25 protein-coding genes are annotated in these 25,030 nt (G+C 63.2%); 18 read left to right on the forward strand and 7 right to left on the reverse strand.

The features are described 5' to 3' along the window. Positions 1 to 31 precede the first annotated feature (31 nt). From ACMT3I_RS02380 to ACMT3I_RS02400, 5 genes are read left to right on the forward strand one after another with little or no spacing between them, the layout of a single operon-like run. Complete coding sequence (locus tag ACMT3I_RS02380) at positions 32 to 643, forward strand: TetR/AcrR family transcriptional regulator (protein WP_414802837.1); 612 nt, start codon at positions 32 to 34, stop codon at positions 641 to 643. Further along, positions 640 to 1,896 carry an MFS transporter gene (locus ACMT3I_RS02385; RefSeq protein WP_414802838.1) on the forward strand — a complete coding sequence of 419 codons (1,257 nt, stop codon included), beginning with the start codon at positions 640 to 642 and terminating at the stop codon, positions 1,894 to 1,896. The genes ACMT3I_RS02380 and ACMT3I_RS02385 overlap by 4 nt, the downstream gene beginning before the upstream one ends. Then, complete coding sequence (locus ACMT3I_RS02390; protein ID WP_414802839.1) at positions 1,896 to 3,131, forward strand: alanine racemase; 1,236 nt, start codon at positions 1,896 to 1,898, stop codon at positions 3,129 to 3,131. The genes ACMT3I_RS02385 and ACMT3I_RS02390 overlap by 1 nt, the downstream gene beginning before the upstream one ends. Continuing rightward, positions 3,128 to 4,441, forward strand: a complete 1,314-nt coding sequence (locus tag ACMT3I_RS02395) for a D-arabinono-1,4-lactone oxidase (RefSeq protein WP_414802840.1) — start codon at positions 3,128 to 3,130, stop codon at positions 4,439 to 4,441. The genes ACMT3I_RS02390 and ACMT3I_RS02395 overlap by 4 nt, the downstream gene beginning before the upstream one ends. Continuing rightward, positions 4,438 to 5,928 carry a GH1 family beta-glucosidase gene (locus ACMT3I_RS02400; RefSeq protein WP_414802841.1) on the forward strand — a complete coding sequence of 497 codons (1,491 nt, stop codon included), beginning with the start codon at positions 4,438 to 4,440 and terminating at the stop codon, positions 5,926 to 5,928. Before ACMT3I_RS02395 ends, ACMT3I_RS02400 begins: the two co-directional genes overlap by 4 nt. 40 nt (positions 5,929 to 5,968) lie before the next feature. Here ACMT3I_RS02400 and ACMT3I_RS02405 read toward each other — a convergent pair whose 3' ends face one another. Continuing rightward, entirely contained in the window at positions 5,969 to 6,703 is a 735-nt protein-coding gene (locus ACMT3I_RS02405) for an ABC transporter permease (protein WP_414802842.1), read from the reverse strand. Further along, positions 6,700 to 7,440: an ABC transporter ATP-binding protein gene (locus ACMT3I_RS02410; protein ID WP_414802843.1), complete on the reverse strand. Its 741-nt coding sequence runs from the start codon at positions 7,438 to 7,440 to the stop codon at positions 6,700 to 6,702. The genes ACMT3I_RS02405 and ACMT3I_RS02410 overlap by 4 nt, the downstream gene beginning before the upstream one ends. Positions 7,441 to 7,619: 179 nt before the next feature. Between ACMT3I_RS02410 and ACMT3I_RS02415 the strand changes: the two genes are divergently transcribed. Then, the gene (locus ACMT3I_RS02415; RefSeq protein ID WP_414802844.1) at positions 7,620 to 8,186 is read left to right on the forward strand and encodes a LemA family protein; all 567 of its coding nucleotides are present in this window, start codon (positions 7,620 to 7,622) and stop codon (positions 8,184 to 8,186) included. Positions 8,187 to 8,198: 12 nt separating this feature from the next. Continuing rightward, positions 8,199 to 9,080 carry a M48 family metalloprotease gene (locus ACMT3I_RS02420; RefSeq protein ID WP_414802845.1) on the forward strand — a complete coding sequence of 294 codons (882 nt, stop codon included), beginning with the start codon at positions 8,199 to 8,201 and terminating at the stop codon, positions 9,078 to 9,080. Between the two features lie 13 nt (positions 9,081 to 9,093). Here the strand turns inward: ACMT3I_RS02420 and ACMT3I_RS02425 are convergent, their stop codons facing one another. Then, a complete protein-coding gene (locus ACMT3I_RS02425; RefSeq protein WP_414802846.1) occupies positions 9,094 to 10,329 on the reverse strand; it encodes a winged helix-turn-helix domain-containing protein in 1,236 nt (411 codons plus the stop codon). Positions 10,330 to 10,485: 156 nt separating this feature from the next. Here ACMT3I_RS02425 and ACMT3I_RS02430 point away from each other — a divergent pair, with 156 nt between their 5' ends. From ACMT3I_RS02430 to ilvA, 6 genes are read left to right on the forward strand one after another with little or no spacing between them, the layout of a single operon-like run. Next, positions 10,486 to 11,616: an ABC transporter substrate-binding protein gene (locus tag ACMT3I_RS02430; protein WP_414802847.1), complete on the forward strand. Its 1,131-nt coding sequence runs from the start codon at positions 10,486 to 10,488 to the stop codon at positions 11,614 to 11,616. Further along, positions 11,606 to 12,466, forward strand: a complete 861-nt coding sequence (locus ACMT3I_RS02435) for an ABC transporter permease (protein WP_414803515.1) — start codon at positions 11,606 to 11,608, stop codon at positions 12,464 to 12,466. Before ACMT3I_RS02430 ends, ACMT3I_RS02435 begins: the two co-directional genes overlap by 11 nt. Beyond that, positions 12,463 to 13,278, forward strand: a complete 816-nt coding sequence (locus ACMT3I_RS02440; RefSeq protein ID WP_414802848.1) for an ABC transporter permease — start codon at positions 12,463 to 12,465, stop codon at positions 13,276 to 13,278. The genes ACMT3I_RS02435 and ACMT3I_RS02440 overlap by 4 nt, the downstream gene beginning before the upstream one ends. Further along, complete coding sequence (locus ACMT3I_RS02445; RefSeq protein ID WP_414802849.1) at positions 13,275 to 14,378, forward strand: ABC transporter ATP-binding protein; 1,104 nt, start codon at positions 13,275 to 13,277, stop codon at positions 14,376 to 14,378. Before ACMT3I_RS02440 ends, ACMT3I_RS02445 begins: the two co-directional genes overlap by 4 nt. A gap of 35 nt (positions 14,379 to 14,413) precedes the next feature. Beyond that, complete coding sequence (locus ACMT3I_RS02450) at positions 14,414 to 15,706, forward strand: AI-2E family transporter (protein ID WP_414802850.1); 1,293 nt, start codon at positions 14,414 to 14,416, stop codon at positions 15,704 to 15,706. Next, positions 15,699 to 16,934, forward strand: coding sequence for a threonine ammonia-lyase (gene ilvA / locus ACMT3I_RS02455; RefSeq protein ID WP_414802851.1), 1,236 nt, complete (start codon positions 15,699 to 15,701; stop codon positions 16,932 to 16,934). Before ACMT3I_RS02450 ends, ilvA begins: the two co-directional genes overlap by 8 nt. 109 nt (positions 16,935 to 17,043) lie before the next feature. Here the strand turns inward: ilvA and greA are convergent, their stop codons facing one another. Continuing rightward, entirely contained in the window at positions 17,044 to 17,535 is a 492-nt protein-coding gene (gene greA / locus ACMT3I_RS02460; RefSeq protein WP_414802852.1) for a transcription elongation factor GreA, read from the reverse strand. Between the two features lie 106 nt (positions 17,536 to 17,641). Then, entirely contained in the window at positions 17,642 to 18,043 is a 402-nt protein-coding gene (locus tag ACMT3I_RS02465; RefSeq protein ID WP_414802853.1) for a DUF4307 domain-containing protein, read from the reverse strand. Between the two features lie 70 nt (positions 18,044 to 18,113). Between ACMT3I_RS02465 and mca the strand changes: the two genes are divergently transcribed. Next, positions 18,114 to 18,977: a mycothiol conjugate amidase Mca gene (gene mca / locus ACMT3I_RS02470; RefSeq protein ID WP_414802854.1), complete on the forward strand. Its 864-nt coding sequence runs from the start codon at positions 18,114 to 18,116 to the stop codon at positions 18,975 to 18,977. Then, positions 18,974 to 19,210 carry a hypothetical protein gene (locus tag ACMT3I_RS02475; RefSeq protein WP_414802855.1) on the forward strand — a complete coding sequence of 79 codons (237 nt, stop codon included), beginning with the start codon at positions 18,974 to 18,976 and terminating at the stop codon, positions 19,208 to 19,210. The genes mca and ACMT3I_RS02475 overlap by 4 nt, the downstream gene beginning before the upstream one ends. Here the strand turns inward: ACMT3I_RS02475 and trhA are convergent. Then, positions 19,201 to 19,902: a PAQR family membrane homeostasis protein TrhA gene (gene trhA, locus ACMT3I_RS02480; protein ID WP_414802856.1), complete on the reverse strand. Its 702-nt coding sequence runs from the start codon at positions 19,900 to 19,902 to the stop codon at positions 19,201 to 19,203. The two genes, ACMT3I_RS02475 and trhA, sit on opposite strands and share 10 nt — an antisense overlap. A 71-nt stretch (positions 19,903 to 19,973) precedes the next feature. Between trhA and ACMT3I_RS02485 the strand changes: the two genes are divergently transcribed. From ACMT3I_RS02485 to ACMT3I_RS02495, 3 genes are all read left to right on the forward strand, one after another. Further along, positions 19,974 to 20,759 carry an isoprenyl transferase gene (locus ACMT3I_RS02485; RefSeq protein WP_414802857.1) on the forward strand — a complete coding sequence of 262 codons (786 nt, stop codon included), beginning with the start codon at positions 19,974 to 19,976 and terminating at the stop codon, positions 20,757 to 20,759. 52 nt (positions 20,760 to 20,811) lie between these two features. Further along, positions 20,812 to 21,933, forward strand: coding sequence for an aminotransferase class V-fold PLP-dependent enzyme (locus tag ACMT3I_RS02490; protein ID WP_414802858.1), 1,122 nt, complete (start codon positions 20,812 to 20,814; stop codon positions 21,931 to 21,933). Positions 21,934 to 22,216: 283 nt separating this feature from the next. Continuing rightward, the gene (locus tag ACMT3I_RS02495) at positions 22,217 to 23,503 is read left to right on the forward strand and encodes a PhoH family protein (protein ID WP_414803516.1); all 1,287 of its coding nucleotides are present in this window, start codon (positions 22,217 to 22,219) and stop codon (positions 23,501 to 23,503) included. Between the two features lie 88 nt (positions 23,504 to 23,591). On the opposite strand, the gene ACMT3I_RS02500 is transcribed toward ACMT3I_RS02495, so the two are convergent. Continuing rightward, on the reverse strand, positions 23,592 to 25,007 hold the full coding sequence (locus ACMT3I_RS02500; protein ID WP_414802859.1) for a class II fumarate hydratase: 1,416 nt from the start codon (positions 25,005 to 25,007) through the stop codon (positions 23,592 to 23,594). Positions 25,008 to 25,030 lie beyond the last annotated feature (23 nt).

The following is a 25,030-nucleotide window of genomic DNA, read 5'->3' on the forward strand; positions in this document are numbered from 1 at the left end:
CTTCTTGCCCACAGCAGCGTGAGGAGCAGGCGTGCCACGCATTCCAGCACCGGAGCGACGCAGCGCATTGGTCCACGCCGCATTGACGGTTGTCGCTGAACGTGGCGTCGCTGCTGCGACGACTCGAGCAATTGTCGCCGAAGCAGGCATGTCCCTCGCTAGTTTTCACTATGCATTCGCCTCACGGGACGAACTGATGGCTGAGGTCATCCGATACGTCGTGAGTCAAGAAGAGGTGGCGATTCTCGGCGGGGGAGAGCAGACGGGTCTGCCGAAGGACGCAACCATGCGCGACTTCATCTACGCCGGACTGCAGGGCTACCTCGACCTGCTGCGCACTGATCCGTTGCGGGAGAAGGCGATGTTCGAGCTCACTCATTTCGCGCTGCGCTCGCCAGACATGACCTACCTGGCCAAGGAACAGTACGACCACTACTACAGCCTGGCCGCTGCATCGCTCGAGCAGGCAGCGGTGTGGGGCGGATGCGAGTGGGAACGCCCCGTCGCAGAAGTCGCCCGAATACTGGTTGCGGTGACCGACGGCCTGACCATCGCCTGGCTGGTCAACAGAGATGACAAAGCAGCAACATCCATCATCGAATTTGCGGCCGACACGGTCGCGGGAATGGCGAGAACCGTATGAGTGCACCGGCAGTCGTCGCAGTCTTTGCCGAGCCGACCAAGCGCGTACCCGGCCGGTGGATAGCGGCTTTCGCATCGGCCTGGCTCGGTATTTGGATGGCGCAGCTCACGCCGGTGCAGCTGTTGCTGCCCGCTCAAATCGATGCGCGCCTGAAGCCAGAACACTGGGTCGACAGCGTTGTCGCCTTCGGGATCATCTCTGGAATCGCTGGGCTGTGCGCAGTGGTCGCGTATCCGCTCACCGGGGCGCTGTCTGATCGAACGACGTCCAGGTTCGGCCGTCGCCGCCCGTGGATCGCCGCCGGCACTCTACTTTTCGCACTTTCGCTCCTGATGCTCGGCCTGCAGCAGAGCCTTGTGGGCATCGGTATCTTCTGGGCGCTCGCCCTGACTGGCTTCTGCGTTCTGACCGCCGCCTTGACTGCGACGATCTCTGACCAGGTTCCGGTCAACCAGCGTGGGTTGGTCTCCGGTTGGCTGTCTGCACCACAGGCGGTCGGCATCATCCTGGGCCTGCTGCTTGTCACCATGCTCTTCACCGGCCAATTCCTCGGTTACACGGTCATCGCTGTGCTGCTCGTGGTGCTGGTGACCCCGTTCATGTTCCAGCCTGATGCTGTTCTTCGGCCCGATCAGCGCGAAGCGATGACTCTGCGCGGCATCATCGAAAGCTTGTGGATCAGCCCGAGGGAATACCCCGACTTCGGCTGGACGCTACTCAGCCGGGTGCTGGTGAATTTCGGCAACGCCTTCGGCACGACGATGCTGCTGTACTTCCTGATGTTCGGGCTGAACGATCCGAACGCCGAAGACGACCTCATCATCCTCACACTCATCTACATGGTGTTCGTCATCCTCGCCTCGCTGTTCCTCGGTGCCCTCAGCGACAGGCTTGGACGGCGCAAGGGCTTCGTCTTCGCTGCCTCTGCGCTCCAGGGTGTCGCGGCGCTGCTACTTGCCTTCATCCCCGATCTGACTGTTGCGAACATCGCTGCCGGCCTTCTGGGGCTGGGATACGGATGCTTCCTCTCTGTCGATCAGGCGCTTGCCACCCAGGTGCTTCCCGACCCGGCAGCGCGAGGCAAAGACCTGGGAATCATGAATATCGCCACCGCGGTTCCGCAGGCGATCGCGCCGCTGCTCGGTGCCGCGGCGGTTGCCGCGCTCGGAGGATTCACCGGTTTGTTCATCCTGGCCGGCGTATTCGCATTCGCGGGTGCGTTCGCCGTCGCACGAGTGAAAGCTGTTCGCTGATGCAGATCGATCTGTCCAAACCGCCCCTCGCGAAGCCATGGCTGATGCCCGAGCGATACTGGTCGGGGATGACGGCAGCAACGGCCGACCTCGATGCCCCTGTCGCCGCGCTCAATCTCGACGCCCTGCGGTACAACGCCCATGACATGCTGCGGCGTGCTGACGGCAAGCCCATCCGCATCGCTACCAAATCACTGCGGGTACGCAGTGTGATCGAGACACTCCTTGAGCTGCCGAGTTACGAGGGTGTTCTTGCCTTTACCCTGGCTGAAGCACTCTGGCTCAGCGACACCGTCGAGGACATCGTCGTCGGGTATCCGGCCGCTGAACGCCATGCGATTGAGCAGTTGTCGCGCTCGCCGCAGGCAGCAGGCAACATCACCATCATGGTCGACTCAATCGACCAACTCGACTTCATCGACTCGGTTGTGCCACCGAAGACTCGCGAGACGATCAGGGTCGCCATTGAACTTGATTCGTCGTGGGATGCACCGGTGCTCGGGCACCTCGGAGTGTGGCGTTCACCCATCCACACTCCGGAACAGGCCGTGTCGCTGGCGCTACGCATTGTGTCAAGGCCCGGCTTCGATCTCGTCGGAATGATGGGCTACGAGGCACAGATCGCCGGCCGAGGAGACGACCCGGCGGGGAGGCCTGTCGAGGCGGGTCTCAACCGGTGGATGCGCAAGCACTCGATCGCAGAGCTTGCCGAGCGGCGAGGAGCGGCGGTCGCGGCTGTGCGCCACGTCGCCGACCTCGAATTCGTCAATGGAGGCGGCACCGGTTCGCTTGAAAGCACGAGCGCCGATACCGCGGTCACCGATATCGCTGCAGGCAGCGGATTCTTCGGCGGTCACCTGTTCGACAACTATTCGGAATTCAGCCCGGCCCCGGCAGCGGCTTTCGCCCTGTCTGTCGTGCGCAAGCCGACGGCTGAGATGGCCACCCTCCTCGGCGGCGGCTGGATCGCATCCGGCCCGCCTCACGCCGACCGGTTACCCCAGCTCGTTTGGCCGCAGGGCCTGGCGATGGTGCCGCGCGAGATGGCTGGCGAGGTACAGACTCCGCTGACCGGAGCAGCAGCTGCGTCACTTCATGTCGGGGATCGTGTGTGGCTGCGGCACACGAAGTCGGGCGAACTCAGTGAGCGCGTGAACGAGTTCGCGCTGGTGCAGGATGACAAGCTGATTGACATCGTTCCGAGCTATCGGGGCGAAGGAAAGGCATTTTTGTGACGGCTAATGGAGGGGTGTGGCGCAACTGGGCACGCACCGAATCGGTACGACCCAAGCGTGTGGAACGACCAACAAGTGCGGCAGCCGTGCAGCGTGCGGTCGCCGCGGCCGGGCGGAGTGCGCTCCCGATCAAGGCCGTCGGCGCCGGACACAGCTTCACCGGCATCGCCGTGGCGCCTGGCGTGCAGCTTGACCTCACCGACCTCGCCGGGGTGATCAGTGTCGACGAGGCCACCCACCGGGTCACGCTCGCTGCGGGAACCCACCTGTACCAGCTGCCGCGCCTGCTCGCGCCGTACGGGCTGGCCCTGGCCAATATGGGCGACATCGATCGCCAGACAATCAGCGGCGCCACCTCGACAGGCACTCACGGCACCGGATCAGCGTGGGGAGGGCTAGCCACCCAAATCGTTGCGATGACGCTGGTTGTCGGCGACGGATCATTGCTGCACGTGAGCGAAACCGAGAACTCGGAATTGCTGCCCGCGGTGCGCCTCGGGCTCGGCGCGCTGGGGATCATCGTCGATCTCACGATCCAGTGCGTGCCCGCGTATCTCTTGCAGGCCGTCGAGGCCGCTGAACCGCTCGGCGACATCCTCGACACGTTCCAGGAACGCTCACTGGCCAGCGATCACTTCGAGTTCTACTGGTTTCCGCACACCGAAACAGCGCTCACGAAGACCAATACGCGGTTGCCGATCGACGCGCAGCGTGCACCGCTCGGTCGCCTCTCGCGCTTCGTCGACGACGAGGTGATGGCCAACGGCCTCTATCGCGTGACCTGCGCGCTCGGCACTGTTGTGCCACCACTGATCCCTGGCTTCAGCCGCATGGCCGAGAAGCTGAGCGGGCGACGCGAATTCACCGATGTCTCCCCACGAGTGTTCGTAACAAATCGCACTGTGCGCTTCAGGGAGATGGAGTACGCGCTGCCCCGCGAGGTGATTCCGGATGTGCTGCGCGAGGTCAAGGCGCTGATCCATCGTCGCGGCTGGCGAATCTCATTCCCGATCGAGGTGCGCTCTGCGGCGGCGGACGATGTGTGGATGTCGACGGCGAACGGTCGTGAGACCGGCTACATCGCCGTGCACCGCTATTACCGCGAAGACCAGACAGAGTACTTCCGCGACATCGAGGCGATTATGCGATCGCACAATGGTCGCCCACACTGGGGAAAGATGCACACCCAGGATGCCGACGCGCTGCGAGGCTCCTATCCCCACTTCGACGACTTCATCGCTGTGCGCGATCGACTCGATCCTGATCGTCGGTTCGCCAATCCCTATCTGGAAAGAGTTCTCGGCCGATGAGTAGCCAGTCCCAGCCCGACGGCCCGCGCAACACGAACAACGGCAGCGTCAGCAAACGTCAGGCCAGAGCCTGGCAGCACCGTGCACACGAACTCGGCGACCGCCTGCCTGAGGGATTCGTCGTCGGTACAGCGACCGCTGCCTTCCAGATCGAGGGTGGCGCTCGTGACGGCGGACGTGGCGAATCGATTTGGGACTGGTTCACCACGCAGCCTGGTCGCATCCTCGACGGCAGCAACGCGTCGGTGGCCACCAACCACTATCAGCGGGTTGATGAAGACGTCACGCTCATGAGTGAGCTCGGTGCAGACGCCTACCGATTCTCCTTCGCCTGGCCCCGGCTGCAACCCGACGGCCGCGGTCGGCTCAACCAGGCAGGCATCGGCTTTTACGACAAGCTGCTCGACGGCCTGCTGGCGGCCGGCATCAGCCCGATGGCCACGCTGTTCCACTGGGATACTCCGCTGGCGTTGCGCGGCGGCTGGATGAACAGGGACACCGCGCTGCGCTTCGGTGATTACGCGGAACGCGTCGGAGAAGTGTTCAGCGACCGCATCGCATCCTGGGTCACCATCAATGAGCCGGCCACCGTGACGCTGAACGGGTACGCCCTCGGCCTGCATGCGCCGGGAGACCCGCTGCTGTTCGACGCGTTGCCCAGCGCGCACCACCAGCTGCTCGGGCACGGTCTTGCCGTACAGGCGCTGCGTTCGGTGGGAGTGAGCGGCGAGATCGGTATCACCAATGTGCACTCGCCCGTGCTGCCATACAGCGACCGTGATGACGATGTGGCGGTTGCCGGACTCTTCGATGCGCTGCACAACCGGATCTTCGCCGACCCTGTGCTGCTCGGCCGCTATCCGACGCTGCAGCCGCCATTCGACGGCCTGGCCCGATTCCTCGACGAGGTCGATACCGCTGACCTCGCGACCATCGCGCAGCCGCTCGATTTCTACGGGCTGAACTACTACATGCCATCGCGCGTACGTGCCTCGCACGGGCGAGCGGGCGGCAGCACGGCGACTCCCGACGGCGAATCCGCGGCCATGGCTGCACTGCCGTTCAGCCTCGAGCCGTTCCCCGAATTCCCGGTTACGGGCTTCGGCTGGCCGGTCGCGCCCGAGTTCCTGACCGAGACTCTCAAGGAGATGAACGAGCGCTACGGCGACGTCTTGCCGCCCGTCTACATCACAGAGGGCGGCGTCAGCTTCCCCGACGAAGTGGATGTCTACGGCGACGTTGACGACCCGGCGCGCATCGACTACCTGGGAGAGCATCTGATCGCGGCCATTGATGCCGTGCGCCCCGGTGGGGTTGCCGAGGGCATCGACCTGCGCGGTTACTTCGTGTGGTCGCTGCTTGACAACTTCGAGTGGGCCGCGGGCTACACGCAGCGCTTCGGTCTGGTGCACGTCGACTTTGCCGATCAGAAGCGCACACCGAAGTCGTCGTATCGCTGGTTACAGCAGGTCCTCGCCGCGCGCTGACCTGTACCTCTGCCTCGCCCGCATCCGCGTCGGGTCACCACTATGGCGTACGGCGGCGCAGCGTGATTGAGCCGAGCACCACGGCGCCCACGACCCAGGCGCAGATGATGAGCAGCTCTCCGGCGATATACGCGGCATCGTGCGAGTCGGTGGCCACAGCCTGGAGCGCGTCGATCGCGTGCGACAGTGGCAGCCAATCGCTGATCTCCTGCAGGCCGGGCGGAAGCTGGTCCCTGGGCAGAAAGATTCCGCCGAGCAAGATCTGCGGAAAGATCAGCAGCGGCATGAACTGCACGACCTGAAACTCGGTGCGGGCGAAGGCGCTGGCTAGCAGGCCGAGTGTCGTGCCGAGCAGGGCATCCGCTACAGCGACCGCGAACAGCAGCCAGAGGGAGCCCTTGATATCGAGCCCGCAGACCCAGGTAGCGAAGGCGACGGCTACCGCAGATTGCAACACGGCGAGCAGCCCGAATGCGAGCGTGTAGCCGAGAATCAGGTCGCCCTTGCCGAGCGGCGTCGACAGCAGGCGTTCAAGCGTTCCGGTGCGACGTTCCCGCAGGGTGGTGATGCTGGTGACCAGGAACATCACGATGAACGGGAACAGCGCGATCATCGACGGGCCGATCGTCTGGAAGGCGTCGGTGTCGGAGAAGATCCAGGCGACGAGTCCGATCAGCAGGCTGGGCACGATCAGGAGCAGCACGATCGTGCGCGGGTCATGCCTGATCTGGGTGAGGATGCGACCGGTCGTCGCGAGTGTGCGCTGCGGGTTCATGCTGTCTCGTCCGACGACTGCTCTGGCCGACCGGTGATCAGGGCCAGGAACGCGCTCTCGGCATCCGCTGCCCCTGTGCGTTCGAGGAGACCTCGCGGGGTGTCGTCTGCGAGGATCTCGCCGTTGCGCATCAAGAGCAGCCGGTCACAGCGGGAGGCCTCATCCATGACGTGACTTGAGACCAGCAGGCTGGTGCCGGCGGCAGCCAGACGGTGGAAGAGCGTCCACAGCTCGGCGCGTAGCACCGGGTCGAGTCCGACTGTCGGTTCGTCGAGTACTAGAAGCTCGGGGGAGCCGAGCAGTGCGCCGGCCAGGGATACCCGGCTGCGCTCGCCGCCCGACAGCGACCCGGCAAGTTGCGTAGCGTTGGCACCGAGATCCGTGGCCTCGATCACGCGGTCAACATCCGAGCGCGGTGCGCCGAGGACGGTGCGAAAATACTGCAGATTCTGTTTGACGGTCAGGTCGTCATAGACGCTCGGTGACTGGGTGACATAGCCGACACGACCGCGCATCGACCTGCTGCCCGCCGGCTGCCCCAGTACGGTGACGGTGCCTGACTGCACGACCTGCACGCCGACGATCGAGCGCATCAGTGTCGTCTTTCCGCAGCCGCTCGGCCCGAGGAGACCGATCACCTGGCCAGCCGGAATGCGAAGGTTCAGGCCGTCAAGGACGCGCTGTCTACCCCGACGCACGTTCAGATCTGTGATCAGCACTGCGGGCAGATCGCTCATAACCGAAGCCTATGACCTGGCGCACATGTGAGGGAGGCGGTCGCCGGCTTTGACTTAGCTTTGAGTGTGGTGAGAAGCGGAGGGGGGCACTCAGATGCCCCGTTAGGATAGTGCTGAATCAGTTGGGAATCGCCTCACACTGACGCTCATTACTGCCTACATCACAAGGAGACGCTGCCATGGAATGGCTTATCCCGGTCATCATCATTGTTGCTCTCATCGTGATTGCAGGCATCTATCTGTGGGCGACGTACAACTCGCTCGTCACGCTCAACGTCCGTGTTGACGAAGCGTGGAGCGACATCACGGTTCAGCTGAAGCGTCGTGCAGACCTCATCCCCAACCTGATCGAAACAGTCAAGGGATACGCGACTCACGAACGCGGCGTCTTTGAGAACGTCACTAAGGCCAGGGCCGAAACGCTCTCTGCCCAGGGTCCGGCAGACGCCTCAGTCGCTGAGAACCACATGCAGAGTGCGTTGAAGAGCATCTTCGCTGTCGCAGAGGCGTACCCGCAGCTGCAGGCAAGCCAGAACTACCTCCAGCTGCAGGCTGAGCTGGTCGACACCGAAGACAAGATCCAGGCATCACGCCGGTTCTACAACGGTGGAGTGCGTGAACTCAACACCAAGCTCAAGGTGTTCCCGAACAATATCTTCGCGCGCAACCTCGGCTTCTCGGAGCGTGACTTCTTCGAGGTCGCAGACTCCGCGGCAATCGCCGAGCCCCCGCGCGTCCAGTTCTAACGGCAGGCGTAGATGTATAGCGCGATTGCGCGCAACAAGCGCAACACCGTATTCATCCTGATCTTCTTCATCGTCTTTATCGGCGCGCTGGGCTGGTTGGCTCAGGTCGTCTATGGGCAGGCCGGCTACGGAATCATGATCACCACGATCGTGATCGCCGGGCTCTACGCGTTGTTCCAGTACTACATGGCCGGTCGTCAGGCCGTCGCCATGAGCGGCGGCATCAAGGTCTCGAGTAAGGCAGATCACCCGCGGCTCTGGCGCACAGTCGAGAATCTGTCGATCACGACGGGCACCCCAATGCCCGAGATCTACATCATCAACGACCCGGCTCCGAACGCGTTTGCGACGGGTCGCGATCCAGAGCACGCTATCGTCGCCGCGACCACCGGTTTGCTCGACATCATGGATGACTCCGAGCTCGAGGGCGTGATGGCTCACGAACTCGGCCACGTGCAGAACTACGACATCCGTGTCTCGACGATCGTCTTCGGACTCGTCGTGGCGGTCGGGTTCATCGCTGACATGTTCCTGCGGATGGCGTTCTTCGGCCGCAACAATAACAACAACAACCCGGTGGTGCTGGTCTTCGGCCTCGTCGCCATGATCGTTGCGCCGCTTGTCGCCTCGATGGTTCAGCTCGCCGTCTCCCGGCAACGCGAATACCTCGCGGATGCCACGAGCGCGATGACGACCAGGCACCCCGACGCTCTCGCTAGCGCGCTGGCCAAGCTCGAGGCGTATGGGCGTCCGATGCAGAAGCAGAACACCTCGATGTCACACCTGTGGATCGCCGACCCGCTGAAGCCGGGTGTCATCGACCGTCTGTTCAGCACGCACCCCCCGATTGCCAATCGGATCGAGCGCCTGCAGACGATGGGTCGCAAGTTCTAGCTGCTACAGCTGACTAGCTGCGTAGCTCTGCAGCCAAGCCGTCGGCGAGCGTGCCCCGCTGTACGACCTCGATGTCGTCGAGACCCTGCCAGGCTGCGGTCTGCCTGAGCACACCCGCCAGTCGCTCAGCGGTCTCTGCCGGAGCATCAGGCTCCGCCCAGGCCGCCTGCACTCGTAGCACCCCGGCCTGCCTGTCGTTCTTGAGATCGACCCTGCCGACGATGGTGTCGCCGATGAGAACGGGCAGCACGTAGTAGCCGAATACCCGCTTGGGCGCCGGGGTGTAGATCTCGATGCGGTAGTGGAAGTCGAACAGGCGCTTCGCTCTCGCCCGTTCCCAGACAACAGGATCGAACGGTGAGAGCACTGCCGCGACATCGATGCGGCGGGGCAGCCGCGCCTCTGCATGCAGCCAGGCCTCGCCAGGCTGACCATTGCGGCCCCATCCAGGCACAGCGACGGGGATGAGCTCACCACTCTCTTCGAGATCGGCGATGGCTGCCCGCGCCGGAGCGGTCTTCAACCTGAAATAGTCGGCGAAATCGGTGACCGTGCCAATGCCATGGGCGCGCGCTGATCGACGCACCAACTCGCGGTGAGCGTCGTCGTGGCTCACCTCGCGGTCGAGCAGCGCCGAATCAAAGACCTGCTCTGGCAGTGCGTAGACGCGCTCAAAACGCTGCCTGCCAGCGCTGACGACGTCACCCCACCGAAACAACACCTCGAGCCCGGTTTTCACATCTGACCAGCCCCACCAGGGGCCGCTGCGCTTGTTGGCGTCGTGCTCGATCTCACCGGCCCGTAGCGGGCCTTTCGCTGCAAGCTCAGCGAGCAACCAATCAAGCATGGGCTTGTTCGCCTGTGCCCAGGAGTCGTGATCGGCCGAGGACCGATCACGGTAGTGCTGCATGCGCCATCGCAGCAGCGGCCAGGTGTCGATGGGCACGAATGAAGCTTCGTGTGCCCAGTATTCGGTGTACCTGGCGGACTGGCGCTTGCCTGCAGCGCCATAGGTGAGGCGGTCGAGTGTCGCCTTGTCGTAGCTGCCCAACCGGCTGAAGGCTGGCATGTAATGGCTGCGCTCAAACACGTTCACCGAATCGATCTGCAGCAACTCAAGCCGGGTGACCAGCTGATCGAGCGCGCGGATGCCCTGGGTCTGGGCGGTCGGGCGCCCGAAGCCCTGCGCGGCCAACGCAATGCGCCGGGCAAGCGCTGGAGAAATCGTGTGCTGTGTGCTGTGAGTCATCGGTTAGAGAGTATCGCCGACCCCCGACGTTCATTCTCCGTTCAGTCCAACTGCCACAGCCGGATGCCTGAGCTCCCTAGCCTCTGATCGACCCGAAGTGTGGCATCCAACAGTTCGCACCACAGCGCGAACGGCCAGGCACGGTCAGGAGGTACTGTGATCACCACACGCACCCTGGTAGCGACACTCGCTGCCACTGCTGCACTCGCTCTCACTCTCACGGGTTGTGCGAGCACGACGACCACCGATGGAGCCGGGGTGGATGCCGCATCCGCTACGAGCCTGAGCGCATTCGGCGACCTGGCCGGCCTGGAGGACGCAGCCAAGGCCGAGGGCGCGCTCAACGTCATCGCGCTGCCCCGCGACTGGGCGAACTACGGCGCCGTCCTCGACGCCTTCTCAGAGAAGTACCCGGAGATCACCATCACCGAGGCTTCGCCAGACGGTTCGAGCGCTGAAGAGATCCAGGCCGCACAGAACCTCAAGGGCCAGGACACCGCACCGGATGTCTTCGACCTCGGCCTGGCCGTCGCCCTCGCCAACACCGACACGTTCGCTCCGTACCAGGTTGCCACCTGGGCCGACATCCCAGACGCCCTGAAGGAAGAGAGCGGCCTCTACGTGGGCGACTACGGCGGATACATGGCCGTCGGTTACGACCCGGATGCCGTTCCGGCCCCGACCTCGCTCGACGACCTCCTCGGTGCCAACTACAAGGGAAAAGTCGCCATCAACGGTGACCCAACCCAGGCCGGCGCAGCATTCGCCGCCGTCGGACTCGCGACAGTGCAGAGCGGCGGCACCGTCGATGACTTCCAGGACGGCATCGACTTCTTCCAGAAGCTGAACGCTGCGGGCAATATGGTCAAGATCGACCCGACCCCCGCGACAATCGCATCCGGCGAGACTCCCGTCGTATTCGACTGGGACTACCTGAACGTGGGCTACGGCACGCAGCTTGAGGGCCAGCGCAACTGGGAAGTCGTCGTCTTCCCCGACACCGGCTACGCGGGCTACTACAACCAGGCGATCAACGCGGATGCCCCGCACCCGGCGGCTGCACGCCTGTGGCAGGAATTCCTCTACAGCGACACCGCGCAGAACCTGTGGCTTGAGGGTGGCGCTCGTCCGGTCCGTGCGGAGGCCATGGCCGAAGCCGGAACCATCAACGCTGAGCTCTTTGACGCGCTCCCGGCAGCACCGAAAGAGACGGTGGTTCCCACTGCAGCACAGAGCGAAGCAGCGTCGACGCTCCTCGGCACCAAGTGGGCGGCGGCTGTCCAGTAGGTCCCGCGACGCGGCAGCAGTCTTCGGGCTGCTGCCGTTCGCGGCATACGTCGTCCTGTTCCTCGCCATCCCCACCCTCATCGCGGTGGGCACCGGCTTCTTCGACTCGTCAGGTGCTTTCACCTGGGACACCGTCGCAGCACTCAGCGACCCGCTGATCCTCAAGACCTTCCTCAACTCGTTCTGGCTCTCAGCGCTGACGGCAATCGTCGGCGCCATCGTCGGGGCCTTCGCCTGTTACGCCCTGCTCGGCTCTGCACCCGACGGTCCACTCCGCTCGACCGTCGACTCGCTCAGTGGCGTGCTCGCCCAATTCGGCGGTGTGATGCTTGCATTCGCCTTCGTGGCGACGATCGGCATCCAGGGCATGGTCACCGTCTTCCTGCGTGACACGCTCGGGATCGACATCTATGCCGACGGCGTCTGGCTGTACGAGTTGCCCGGCCTGGTGCTGCCGTACCTGTACTTCCAGATTCCCTTGATGATCATTACGTTCATGCCGGCAATGCAGGCGCTGAAACCGCAGTGGGCAGAGGCCAATGCGACGCTCGGTGGCAACCGGATCTCGTACTGGCTGCAAATTGCATTCCCCGTGCTCGCCCCCTCATTCCTCGGCAGCCTGCTGTTGCTGTTCGCCAACGCGTTCTCCTCCTATGCCACTGCTGCTGCACTCACCAGCCAGGGGTCGCAGATCGTGCCGCTGCAGATTCGTGCAGCACTGACCAGCGAGACCGTGCTCGGCCGCGAGAACCTTGCTGGAGCATTGGCGCTCGGCATGATCATCGTGATGGCAGTCGTGATGTGCGGCTATGCGGCATTGACAAATAAAGCGGCGAGGTGGCAACGATGATCGGCATCCGAAACGACGTTGCCCACGCACCCGGCCGTGTCAGCCGCGGTGTCATTCTCGGCGTGATCGGCGCTGTCTTCCTGATCCCGTTCATCGCGATGGTCGCGTTCACGCTGCGCAAGGGACTGAGCGGCGGATACGATTTCTCGCGCTGGAACGCACTGTTTGGCGGAGGGCTCACGGGGGAGTATCGGCCAGTGCTCACCGCGCTCGGCAACTCGGTGTCGCTGGCCGTCGGCACCGTCTCGATCATGCTGGTGCTGCTGGTTCCGACGATGATCCTGGTGCAGCTGCGCTTTGCCCGCTTGCGTCGCGTTCTCGAGATCATCTGCGTGCTGCCCATCAGCATCCCGGCGATCGTGCTTGTCGTGGGCCTGGCACCGGTCTATTCGGTCGTTGCCCGTCTGTTCGGCAGCGGCGTCTGGACCCTTGCCTTTGCCTATGGCATCACCGTCTTGCCCTATGCATACCGAGCAATCCAGTCCAACCTCGACGCGGTGGATGTCCTCACGCTCAGCGAGGCTGCCCGAACGCTCGGCGCGGGGCCGGTCAGCATTCTCTGGTCCGTATTGCTGCCGAACGTGAAGCGCGGTGTGCTCGCTGCCTCGTTCATCTCGGTGGCCGTCGTTCTCGGGGAGTACACCATCGCCTCGCTGCTCAATCGCACCAACCTGCAGACAGCCCTCGTCGTCGTGAGCAAAAACGACCCGTACACGGCGGTCATCCTGTCACTGCTCGCTCTGACGTTCGCCTTCGTGCTTCTCATCGTCATCGGCCGAATCGGCGCACTTAGCAAGAAAGGCACTCCATGACCAATCAGCTTCTTCGCCCGTCAGCATCGACCAAAAACCCCGGCAGGCCGGGTGCCGAGGCGCGCGGTGCAGGGGCCGTCGTGCAATTCGCCGGCGTCGTCAAAGAGTTCGGGGGCCATCGCGCGCTGGACGGCGTCGACCTCACCCTGCACGCGGGAGAGTTCGTCGCGCTGCTCGGTCCGAGCGGCTGCGGAAAGACAACCGCGCTGCGGGTGCTCGCCGGTCTGGAATCGACGGATGCCGGCACCATCACCCTCGATGGTCGCGACGTCTCGCAACTACCGAGCAGCAAACGCGACATGGGTATGGTCTTCCAGTCCTATTCGCTATTCCCTCATCTGAGCGTGGGAAAGAACGTGGAGTTCGGCCTCAGGATGCGACGGATCGGCGCACAGGAACGACGGAACCGGGCCATCGAAGCGCTGGAACGTGTCGGGCTGGGGGCCCATTTCGATCGCTACGCGCACCAGCTGTCTGGCGGGCAGCAACAGCGGGTCGCCCTGGCGAGGGCGCTCGTCACCGAACCGAGGGTACTGCTGCTTGATGAACCGCTGTCGGCGCTTGACGCGCAGGTGCGCGTGCAGCTGCGCGACGAAATCAAGCGCATTCAGACAGAACTCGGCATCACCACGCTCTTCGTCACTCACGACCAGGACGAGGCACTCGCCGTCGCTGACCGGGTGGCCGTCATGAAGCAGGGAGTAATCGAGCAGGTCGGCACCCCTGAAGAGCTGTATGCCAGACCGGCGACCGCATTCGTGGCGAGCTTTGTCGGCCAGAGCAATGCGATTCGTGGCCGAGTCGCCCACGGTACCGCAGAGGTGTACGGCATCCGTCTGCCACTCATCGACCCCTCGCAGGATGACGGCGATTGTGACGTTTTTGTGCGGCCTGAAGACATCCAGTTCAGCGACGCCGGAATTCAGGGCACGATTAGCGCATCGAGCTTTCACGGATCGCTGCGCCGAAGCAGAATTCTGATGGCTGACGGCCAGTTCATCGTGGTGCAGCATGACGTACGGTTAGCCCCGGTGATCGGCGAGACGGTGCATCTCTCGCTGCACGGAAACCCTGTCTCGGTGCGAGCAGTTACGGCTTGAACCAACCCGGGGTTTCACAGTTCTAGACTGGGCGAGTGACGGATTCCACGGGAACCACAAGCGGCAAGGCAGGCGCACAGGAAGAACGTGTGCCTGTGACCATCGAAGAGTCACTTCCGCGCGGTATTCGATTGGCCGGCGCCTGGTCGTGGCGGCTGTTGGTGCTCGCGGGGATCATCGCTGTTTTCATCTTTCTGGTCATTCAACTTCGACTGATCGTCATTCCGCTGCTGATCGCGGTGTTGATCTCAGCGTTGTTGGTTCCATTCGTCGCATTCCTCGTACGGCATAAATGGCCGAAGGGGCTCGCCGTCGCCTCAGCAATGGTTGCGACGCTGGCCGTTGTCGCCGGCCTGATCGCCCTGGCGTCCACCCAGATCGCGAGCGGTTCGACAGGACTCAGCTCTCGGCTGCAGAACTCGTACCAGAGCGTCAGAGAGGCGCTGCTCGCGCCCCCGTTTAACTACAGTGAATCCCAGCTGAACGGCTTCGTCGATCAGCTGTGGTCGGCGATCCAGTCGGATAGCCAGGTCTTCGTCAGCGGAGCACTGTCTGTCGGATCGTCGCTGGGGCATTTCCTGACCGGCCTGCTTCTCACGCTGTTCAGCCTGTTGTTCATCCTCATCGACGGTAAGAGCATCTGGGGCTGGATCGTGCGCATCTTCCCCAAGCGCGCCCGTCCGGCTCTTGATGGCGCCGGTCGCGCGGGCTGGACTACCCTCGGTAACTTCGTGCGGGTGCAGATCCTTGTCGCATCGATCGATGCAGTCGGGATCGGCGTGGGAGCTGCGCTGCTCGGCGTCCCCATGGCCATCCCTATCGGCATCCTGGTCTTCCTCGGCGCGTTCATCCCGATCGTCGGTGCAGTCGCCACCGGTGCAGTCGCTGTCCTTATCGCGCTCGTGTTCAACAACTGGGTCATCGCCCTGGCCATGCTCGGCGTCGTTCTGCTGGTTCAGCAGGTCGAGGGACACGTGCTGCAGCCGCTGATTATGGGCACGGCAGTCAAGGTGCATCCGCTGGCCGTCGTTCTGGTTGTCGCGGCCGGAACCATGCTGGCCGGTATTCCCGGCGCGCTGTTCGCTGTTCCTGTCGCCGCGGTGCTCAACGTGATGATCGGCTACATCTCGAGCGGTCGCTGGCGCGGTGACGGATCGCCGCCCGACACACCGATCCAATCCAATCTCTGGCAGACGGTGCCTCAGGCGCCGCCGAAATACCGCAGGTTCGTCGTCTCAGGCCCCCGCAAGAAGCCGGTACCTCAGACGCAGCCTGAATCCACGCCTCTCCCCAAGAAACCCGACACAGAAAGCACCACGAATGACTAACACCCGCCTCGCCGGACCGTCGCTTGACGACATCGAAGCTGCCCGCGATATTGTGGGCCGCGTCGCGCAGGTGACCCCGATGGAGAGTTCGCGCTACCTGGAAGAGGTCTTGGGCGCGCCCGTCTACCTCAAATGTGAGAACCTCCAGCGCACAGGGTCATACAAGATTCGTGGGGCATACAACCGCCTGTCCAAGCTCACTGAAGAAGAGCGTTCGCACGGCGTCGTCGCCGCATCCGCCGGTAACCACGCACAAGGCGTTGCCTTCGCCGCCCGTGAACTCGGAATCAAGGCCACCATCTTCATGCCCATCGGCGTCGCTCTGCCGAAGCTGCAGGCGACGAGGGACTATGGAGCGGATGTCGTACTGCGTGGGCACACAGTTGCTGAGCCCCTGCTGGCCGCCGCAGAGTTCGCCGAGGAGACCGGTGCGATCCTCATCCCGCCCTTCGATCACGAAGACGTCGTGACGGGTCAGGGCACCCTCGGGCTCGAAATCCTCGACCAGCTTCCTGAGCTGGAGACGGTGATCGTGCCGATTGGCGGCGGCGGTCTCATCTCCGGTGTGGCCAGCGCGCTCAAGCAGCGGGCAGCACGCGAAGGACGCAGCATCCGTGTCATCGGTGTCCAAGCCGAAAATGCCGCACCGTACCCGCTGTCGATCGCTGCAGGGGTGGCGACCGAAATCGTGATCCAGCCGACGATCGCCGACGGTATCGCGGTCGGCAAGCCCGGCCTGCTGAACTTCGAGATCATCCGCGAGCTTGTCGACGAGATCGTCACCGTGACCGAAGACGACATCGCCAGGGCGCTGCTCGTACTGCTCGAACGCGCGAAGCTTGTCGTCGAACCAGCCGGAGCCGTGGGCGTCGCAGCGATCCTGGCCGGCAAGATCACTCCGACAGGACCGACAGTGTCGATCCTGTCTGGCGGCAATATCGACCCACTGTTGATGCAGCGCGTCATCAGCCACGGGCTTGCAGCATCAGACCGCTACCTCACGCTGCGCATCATGCTCCCTGACCGCCCTGGCCAGCTCGCGCGCATCTCTGAGCTGCTTGCAGAGGCCCGCGCGAACGTGATCGAAGTGCTGCACACGCGCCACGGTGTCGGCATCCAGCTCAGCGAGGTTGAACTCGACGTCAGCGTCGAAACGCGTGGCACCGAGCACCGCGAGCAGGTCGTCGAACTGCTGCGTTCAGCCGGCTACGATCCTCGTATCTCTTAGAACCGCGCCTCGCTCTTAACGCTCTTAAACGCAAGAACTGCGGTTGTCCAGACTGAGTGATCAGTCAGGACAACCGCAGTTTCGCGTTGTCGTCAAAAAACTACCTGAATCAGGCTCCAGTGAAGGTCTCGACGTTCTGGATCACGACGGTGATCTCTTTGCCGTTCGGGGCCGTGTAGCTGGTGCTTGCGCCGACGGCGAGACCGATGATCGCTTCACCGAGTGGGCTCTGCTCGCTGTAGACATCGAGGTCGCTGTTGCCCGCGATCTCACGGCTGCCGAGCAGGAAACGGCTCTCGTCGCCAGCGATCGTCGCGGAGATGACGGTTCCCGGCTGCACGACGCCGTGGCTTTCCGGGGCGCTGCCGACCTCAGCATTGCGCAGCAGCAGGGTGAGGGTGCGGATTCGCGCCTCGATCTTGCCCTGCTCTTCTTTGGCAGCGTGGTATCCGCTGTTCTCCTTGAGGTCGCCCTCTTCGCGAGCGGACTCGATCTTTTTCGTGATGTCTTCACGGCCGCTCGTGCTCAGAGTTTCCAGTTCGGCCTCGAGACGGTTGTACGCCTCTTCGGTCAACCACGTGACTGTCGTGTCGGTAGCCATGGATGTTCTCCTCTATTGCTTGTCCCAGATGGTTCTGCTCATGATGGGCAGCACCCGCAGATACAGTCGACGCCCCGACGATGATCGTCGAGGCGAATACATCAGTCTAGGTCAGCCAGCAGCGGTAAATCAATCCAGTGTTGGCTAGTTCGCTGGTGCGCACAAGCTCGGTCACTGACCGAGTGAAGGTGTCGGACGCCGGAAGCTCGATAACCTTCCAACCGATGACGGTGAAGCTTTCGTTGAGCGATGAGACGGCACAGGCTGTCGCCGTTCCTGTCGGTACCGAGATCTCGAAAGTGACGTTGATGCTGCTGTCATCGATGATCTCGTAGCCGATGTCGCGAGCATCGATCTGTGGGCCGGCCGCATCGAGTCCTGCCCAGATGACCCAGGCGCCGAGAACCAGAGCGAAGACGCCGCCCGCGATCCAGAACATCCGCTTGTCGCGCTTCTGGCGCTTCGGACCGCGCCCATACCGAGCCTCGAGATCGGCGTTCTCACTCACTCAGGACTCCACACTCATGTTCAACGATTAGGCTTGCACTCAAGATTAGCTGGCATTCCTGAGGAGTTTCGTGACACTGCGACTATTGGCGGTGCACGCCCATCCCGACGACGAGTCGAGTAAGGGCGCTGCGACGTATGCGGCATACCGGAGCCGCGGCGCCGAAGTACTGATCGTGAGCTGCACGGGCGGTGAACGCGGCAGTATCTTGAACGAGAACCTGCCGAACCGCGCGATGGCTGAGCGTGACATGCCAGGCCTCAGGCGTTTGGAAATGGCTGAAGCACAGCGCATCCTCGGCGTCGAGCACCGCTGGCTGGGATACCAGGACTCAGGCATGGACGACGACGGCTCTGTGCCGCCGAATTCGTTCGCCGATGTGCCGCTTGAGATCTCTGCGGCCCCGCTGGTGCGCATCATCCGTGAATTCAAGCCGCAGGTGCTCATCACGTACGACGAAAACGGTGGCTACCCACACCCCGATCACATTCGCACGCACGAGGTGTCGATTGCGGCCTATCGTGCTGCAGCGGATGCAGAGGCATACCCGGACGCCGGCGAGCCGTGGCAGATCGACAAGCTCTACTACGACCGCATCTTCAACCTGCAGCGCATCGACGCGATGTACCTCGAACTCAGCGCGACAGAGCCAGATTCCGATCTGCTTGAGCCTCTCAGCGAGGCCAGGGAATGGATGAAGGATTACCCCCACGTCGCGACGACACACGTTCCGGTCGGCGATTTCCTCGAGGTGCGCGATGCCGCGTTGCGTGCCCACGCAAGCCAGGTTGCGCCCGACAGCAGCTTCTTCTTCTGGCCGAATGGCCTCGTCAGGCAAGCCTGGCCCTATGAAGATTTCCAACTCATCGAATCGAAAGTGAATTCCACAGTGCCAGAATCAGACCTGTTTGCCGGCGTTCGGGATGACGCATGATCCCGTTGCTCCTCCAGATGGCCGAAACCACCCCCGACCCTGATACCGTCACGCCGGGCCCACTCGGGTTCGCACTGTTCTTCTTCGTCGTTGTAGCGGTCATCCTGCTTGCGATCGACATGGTCCGTCGCATTCGTCGCACCACGTATCGCGCTGAGATCTCGGCACGTCTCGAAGAAGAAGTCGCCCAGGCGAAGCGCGACGAGGCCGGCTCTACGCCCGATCAGGGATAGAGCGGGTGGGTCGCGATGATCAGGATCGCGACCCAGTGGCACAGGAATGCCACAACCGTCAGGCTGTGGAAGATCTCGTGGAACCCGAACACACCGGGAACTGGATTCGGTTTCTTGAGCCCGTAGACCACCGCGCCGATCGTGTAACACAGGCCACCGATCAGGATGAGGGTCATCATCGCTGCGTTGGCGTCGAAGAGATCGACGATATAGGCGAGAGCACCCCAGCCCATCGCGACGTACAGCGGCACGTAGAGCCAGCGCGGTGCTGAGATCCAGAAGACGCGAAACGCGATACCGAGGAGTGCGCCACCCCAGACCAGGCTGAGCAGCAGAATCGACTTCGACGGCGGCAACGCCAGAACAGCGATCGGCGTGTACGAGCCGGCGATCAGCAAGAAGATGTTGGCGTGGTCGATGCGCTTGAGGATGAGCTTGGTGCGTGGCTTCCAGTTGAAGCGGTGATAGAGCGCTGAATTGCCAAACAGCAACATCGACGTGGCAACGAACACCGCGCTGCTCCATTTGGCCGCGGCGCCGTCGGCAAGGATCAGCAGGATGACGCCTGCCACCACCGTCACGGGGAAGATTCCGGCGTGAATCCAGCCACGCCAGGTGGGCTTCATGTCCTCAGTGGTGAGGTCGTCAGCCTCGTGCAACGGCAGGCTCGGGATGTCGTGCTCTGGGGTCATGCAGCAAGACTACGGCAGCCCCAGCGAGGTCCGTGTGCGCGAAATCATTCGAATGGGGCTAGCGTAACTGTGTGCATAAGCGGCAAATTCCCTTCGGACGCGGACTCCTCTACGAGGTGTACCAGCGCCGGATTCGTCGCGGCCTCACGCCTGACGTCGTTCCCAAGCATGTGGCGATGATCATCGACGGCAATAGACGCTGGGCCAAACAGCTCGGCTACGATTCCGTTTCGCATGGTCACCGTGCCGGAGCCGCGAAAATGCGCGAGTTTCTCGAGTGGTGTGACGACCTCGGCATCTCCGTCGTCACCCTGTATCTGCTTTCGTACGACAACCTGTCAGGGCGCGACAGCGACGAGCTCTCCGACCTGTTCGAGATCATCGCCGACCTTGCGGAGGAGCTCTCGCACTACCGCAACTGGCGTGTGCAGCAGGTCGGCTCGAAGAAGGGGCTGCCTGAGCCTCTGGTTCAGGCCCTGGATGCGGCTGACGCGCGTACCGCAGGCAACAAGGGCCTGCACATCAACCTGGCCGTCGGGTACGGCGGTCGCACCGAGATCACCGACGCCATGCGCAGCATCGTTGCAACGCACCACGCCGAAGGCGGCACGCTCGACGACCTCGCCGAGACGCTGACGCCCGAGCTGATCGGACAGCACCTCTACACGGGTGGTCAGCCCGACCCCGATCTCGTCATCCGCACCTCGGGGGAGCAGCGCCTGAGCGACTTCATGCTCTGGCAGAGCGCACACAGCGAGTTCTACTTCGTTGAGGCCCTGGGGCCCGACCTGCGGCAGGTGGATTTCCTGCGCGCGCTGCGCGACTACGCACGCAGGCACAGGCGTTACGGAGCCTGACACCACAGCGCAAATTTGCTCTCTGTACGAATAAAAGCGGAGAGTAGACACCATGACACTTGCGGACCAGTTCATCGACGGCTTCATCGAGGAACCCGGATACCTCGATTACGGTCGGGTCGGCCCGCTGTCTGCGTCTGTGGTTGCCGAGATCCGGGCGCAGACCGATGTGCTCTCTCGCGCCCGATTCGGCAGCCTCGACAACCTGTTCAGGCAGAACGTTCGGCTGGAGAACGCGGTTGCAGCCGTCACCGGATTCAGGGCAGACCAGATCGTCGCTCAGCCCAACACCAGTTCAGGACTCATGCATGCCATGTTCGGGCTGACCGGTGGCATCCTGCTCTCTCCTGGCGATTTTCCGAGTGTGCCCTTCGCGGCGATGCGAGCAGCCGAATCACTGCACGTGCTGACACCCACCTGGCTTGAAACCGATCATGGACGGGTCACGCCCGGCGAGATCAAGGACCAACTCTCATCGAGCATTGCTGCCGTCGCAGTATGCCTCGTGGACTCCCGCACCGGCTACCTCGCCGACCTGGAGGGCATCAGGCAGGTCATCGGCGATCGGCTACTGATCGTCGACGCTATCCAGGGCTTCGGCGTCGTGGATGCTCCATATGAGTGCGCGGATGTTGTGGTGTCCGGCGGCCAAAAATGGGTGCGTTCCGGCTGGGGCAGCGGATTCCTCGCTCTCAGCGATGCGGCGGCCGAACGCCTGACCCCGGTCTTCTCCGGCTTCAACGCCAGCAGCGTCGACGACCCATGGGACGAGGTTCCGCCGCCTGCCCACGGAGCCAGAGCATTCCAGGTCAGCAATGGTGACGCGATAGCGCAGGCCAGGTTCTCCACTGCTCTCGAAGAGATGGAGCAGGTCGGCATCCCCGTGATTGCCGGGATCATTGCCGATACCGTCAGCGAGGTCATCGACCTCGCCGACGAGTTCGCGATTCCCATCGCCTCGTCGCGGGACGTCCGCGAACGCGCTGGCATCGTAGTGCTCGAACCGCCGACCGAGCAGCTGACACTCTTGGTCGCGTCGCTGCACAACCACGGCATCACAGCAACATCTCGGCTCGGTACTGTGCGGCTCTCTATCCACGCAGGAACCTCGCGGGAGACCCTCGATATGCTGCGGAGCGCATTCATGTCGTTCGCCTCAGCAGTGACCTACTAGCGCCTGCTGCCCCCGTTCTATTCGTTCTATTCGTTCTAATCGATTGTGAATCTCTGGTGACGGTAGGCGTGTCGCGGCCGCAATTCACAGCCCACGGCTTTAGCGTCATCCACATCAGGTATGGCGCCTGATCGAGACGGCCACATAAGTACGGCTCGATACCCGCCCGTGGCCAGCTCGCCGAAGGAATCCGCGCACATCGCGCGGGGTGGGAGTGGTTGTGGCCTCGAATCGAACCGACTACCAGAACGCGAACCAGACGACGGCAGCGTCCGGCACGGCGGTGCGCACCTATGTGCTCGACACCTCGGTACTGCTGTCTGATCCCCAGGCGATCTTCCGATTCGCCGAGCATGCAGTTGTCTTGCCCGTCGTCATCATCACCGAACTGGAGTCCAAACGAAACGATCCTGAAATCGGGTACTTCGCCCGGCAGGCACTGCGCAATCTTGATGAGCTGCGCATCCAGCACGAGCGGCTCGATTCAGCGATTCCCGTCGGCGACGGCGGAAGCCTGCGCGTTGAGCTGAATCACTCAAACATGTCGGTGCTGCCATCCGGGCTCCAATTAGGCGACAACGACTCGCGCATCCTCGCCGTGGCAATGAACCTGTCGAACGACGGCTTGAACGTCACGGTGGTGTCAAAAGACCTCCCGCTGCGGGTCAAAGCGGCATCAATCGGGCTCGCCGCTGAGGAATACCGGCACGAACTCGCCATTGATTCGGGGTGGACAGGCCTCGACGAGATCACGCTCGGCTCCAACCAGATCAACGACCTGTACGACACCGAGGTGATGCACACGCGGCTGGTGCAGGACATGCCCATCAACACGGGGCTCGTCATTCACTCCGATCGCGGGTCGGCACTCGGGCGAGTGACCGGACGCGGAGAGCTCAAGCTCGTGCGCGGCGACCGGGATGTTTTCGGGCTGCACGGTCGATCGGCCGAGCAACGCCTGGCCATCGACCTGCTGCTCGACCCTGAGATCGGCATCCTGTCGTTGGGAGGTCGAGCGGGGACGGGGAAGTCGGCGCTCGCCCTCTGCGCCGGCCTGGAAGCTGTACTCGAACGTCAGCAGCACAAGAAGATCATGGTGTTCAGGCCGCTGTACGCGGTTGGCGGCCAGGAACTCGGTTATCTACCCGGCGACGCGAACGAGAAGATGAATCCGTGGGGTCAGGCCGTGTACGACACTCTCGGTTCAGTGGTGTCAGACAACGTGCTCGAGGAAGTGGTGGAACGTGGCATCCTCGAGGTGCTGCCGCTCACTCACATCCGCGGTCGGTCGCTGCACGATGCCTTCGTGATCGTCGACGAGGCGCAATCACTTGAGCGGAATGTGCTGCTCACGGTCCTCAGCCGGATCGGCCAGAACTCCCGCGTCGTGCTCACCCACGATGTTGCTCAGCGCGACAACCTGCGGGTCGGCCGGTTCGATGGGGTCGCGTCGGTGATCGAAACGCTGAAGGGGCATCCGCTCTTCGCGCACATGACCCTGACGCGATCGGAGCGCAGTGCTATCGCCGCGCTCGTCACCGAGATGCTCGAGAGCAACGAGCTGGCCTAGAGCGCCCGGTACGCACAGAGTCGCCCATTTTTGCTAGTGCGAGAGATTGCAACTAGCGAAAATGGGCGACTCTGGTGTTTGAGACTTGCTACTTTGCCTGCGGCGGACGCGTCATGCTCAGCACGTCGAGCGCCGTGTCCAGCTGCTCCAGCGTCACTTCGCCACGTTCGACGAAGCCGAGGTCGATGACAGCTTCACGCACGGTGAGACCCGCAGCGACCGAGTGCTTGGCAACCTTGGCTGCGGCTTCGTAGCCGATCACGCGGTTGAGCGGCGTCACGATCGACGGCGACGACTCGGCGAGGGCACGGGCGCGCTCGACGTTGGCTTCGAGCCCATCGACTGTCTTGTCGGCCAGCACGCGCGTCGCGTTGGACAGCAGGCGGATCGACTCAAGCAGCGCGGTTCCCATCACGGGGATTGCCACGTTCAGTTCGAAAGAACCGGATGCCCCAGACCAGGCGATCGTCGCGTCGTTGCCGATCACGCGTGAGGCGACCATGAGTACGGCCTCCGGGATGACCGGGTTGACTTTGCCCGGCATGATCGACGACCCAGGCTGCAGGTCGGGGATCGAGAGCTCGCCGAGGCCGGTGTTCGGGCCTGAACCCATCCAGCGCAGGTCGTTGCAGATCTTGGTGAGGCTGACGGCAATGGTGCGGAGCGCACCGGATGCGTCGACGAGGCCGTCGCGGTTGGCCTGCGCCTCAAAGTGGTCGCGTGCCTCGGTGATCGGCAGCTCGGTCTCGTCGACGAGCAGCTGGATGACGAGCTGCGGGAAGCCGGCGGGGGTGTTGATGCCGGTGCCGACTGCGGTGCCGCCAAGCGGAACCTCTGCGACGCGGGGGAGCGCCGACTGAACGCGCTCGATGCCGAGACGGATCTGCCTGGCGTATCCACCGAATTCCTGGCCGAGTGTGACCGGCGTGGCATCCATGAGGTGCGTACGGCCGGCCTTGACGACCTCGGCCCACAATGAGGCCTTGGCCTCGAGTGCGACGGCGAGGTGGTCGAGTGCCGGGATCAGGTCGTCGATGAGTGCGCTGGTGACGGCAATGTGCACCGATGTCGGGAAGACGTCGTTCGATGACTGGGATGCGTTGACGTGGTCGTTCGGGTGAACGCTGCTGCCGAGGATCTGAGAAGCCAGCGTCGCCAGCACCTCGTTCATGTTCATGTTCGACGAGGTTCCGCTGCCGGTCTGGTAGACGTCGATCGGGAACTGGCTGTCGTAGCGGCCAGAGATCACGTCATCCGCTGCTGCCGCGATTGCATCGGCAATCTGGGCGTCGAGCACGCCGAGGCGAGCATTGGCCTGGGCTGCGGCCTTCTTGATCCGGGCAAGAGCCGCGATCTGGGCCGGCTCAAGTACCGAACCCGAAATCGGAAAGTTCTCGACTGCACGCTGCGTCTGTGCGCTGTACAGCGCATCGATCGGGACACGCACCTCGCCCATCGTGTCGTGTTCGATACGGTATCCGGCGTTTGCGGAGTTCTCCACCACTGTGTGATTTCCCTTTCGGTTGT

It is taken from the genome of Leifsonia sp. A12D58, assembly GCF_047530025.1.
Taxonomy (GTDB): Bacteria; Actinomycetota; Actinomycetes; order Actinomycetales; family Microbacteriaceae; genus Cryobacterium.